Source organism: Candidatus Paracaedibacter symbiosus, from assembly GCF_000757605.1.
In the GTDB taxonomy this organism is placed as follows: domain Bacteria; phylum Pseudomonadota; class Alphaproteobacteria; order Paracaedibacterales; family Paracaedibacteraceae; genus Paracaedibacter_A; species Paracaedibacter_A symbiosus.
The window spans coordinates 1-1,269 of the sequence record NZ_JQAK01000036.1; the positions used below are offsets into that span (position 1 = coordinate 1).

The 1,269-nt window shown below is 32.3% G+C and carries 2 protein-coding genes; both read right to left on the reverse strand.

Annotated elements, in window-relative coordinates; all coding sequences use genetic code 11:
* Positions 1-177: 177 nt before the first annotated feature.
* Positions 178-648, reverse strand: a complete 471-nt coding sequence (locus IG80_RS13735) for a DUF7674 family protein (protein ID WP_052046429.1) — start codon at positions 646-648, stop codon at positions 178-180.
* Positions 633-959: a GNAT family N-acetyltransferase gene (locus IG80_RS0112020; RefSeq protein WP_084756502.1), complete on the reverse strand. Its 327-nt coding sequence runs from the start codon at positions 957-959 to the stop codon at positions 633-635. The genes IG80_RS13735 and IG80_RS0112020 overlap by 16 nt, the downstream gene beginning before the upstream one ends.
* Between the last annotated feature and the right edge of the window lie 310 nt (positions 960-1,269).

A 1,269-nucleotide genomic window follows, 5' to 3' on the forward strand; every position in this document is an offset into this window, starting at 1 on the left:
TTTATGTTGGCGTAACGAATAACCTAGTATAACGTTGCTTGCTAAAGTTGATCTTAACAAAGATAAGGACGGTTTTTCGTTTGTCTTGTAAGATAAAGAAGGTTTTAATGGCTACTTAAAATACGAGCGTTTTCTGTGCGGTATTAAACATACACGCCTGAGAGTTATAAGTATGAATCAACTTTTGCTCATATCAATATCAGAACCAACAAATGGGATTTCTTTATTCCAAAATTTGTTTAGGCTATCCCACCATAAGCTAGTTTGAGACGTAAGTATTTTTGAAAACTTATCTAAATCATCGCTTCCGGTTAAACGAAACTGTATTCCCTCTAATATGCCAATAACAGCCCACTCACTTACTTTCTCATCAGGATGTTTAATAAGACAATGAATCAAAGCTGAGATATTCCTTAATTCTTTCTGTAAAGGAGGCTTTACTTTAGGGTTATTGCTTGCCTCCTTGTATAAAGCAACGATATACTCTGCAAAGTCTCCGGCAATACTATAAGGCAAGTCCTTATCATCAGAAGATAGAAAAATTTCTTCAAAAGCAGGACAAGTTTGTAAAACAATTTCATAAATTTGGCGTAAGGTAACCTTTGTAAAATATGAACTTTCATACCTTTCTGTTAAGCTTTTACGCATTTTAATAAAGGAAACTCCATTCTTTTCAATAAACTCACCTTCAGGAATATATGAATTTTTATCAAAAAATTTAATGCAGAGTCTACAGCACAACAGTAAATTTCTTTAAATCCTTTTAGCCAGGCCCAATCTTCACAATATGTTAGAATTCTTGAGCCTAAACCTTCATTGCGCATATTATTTACGACAACGATATATTTTATTTCACAATAGCTATCCTCAGGCACAAGAATCGCCATAGCTATTATTTTATTTTCTTTAATGGCTGTTATTTGTTTATAAGGCTTGTTCTTTGAACAGTTTTTTTGAATTTTTTAATACTTGAACTTCGTTCGACAATTCTATCCACGCACATCTGTTTTATTATAGTTATTATCTTCGTAGCTTGTGATTTTGAAGGAGATGTTATTCAATCTTAACATGATAAATTTTATGGAATAATAGATATTTTATTATTTTCTCTACAATTCCCAATACCTTGTCAACGACGATTTAAAATTGATACACCTCTGTTAAGAATTTTTAACTATTTTAATGGGTTATGATCTTGCATTTCCTTTCTGATGTCAATTTGGTTGAGATGAGCCCTGCTTTTTCCTTATCATCCCTGGTCTTCTACCG

What these genes read in the sequence shown, in the direction of transcription:
- IG80_RS13735 (WP_052046429.1), bottom strand. Translation starts at nt 648, where the DNA reads ATGCGTAAAAGCTTAACAGAAAGGTATGAAAGTTCATATTTTACAAAG.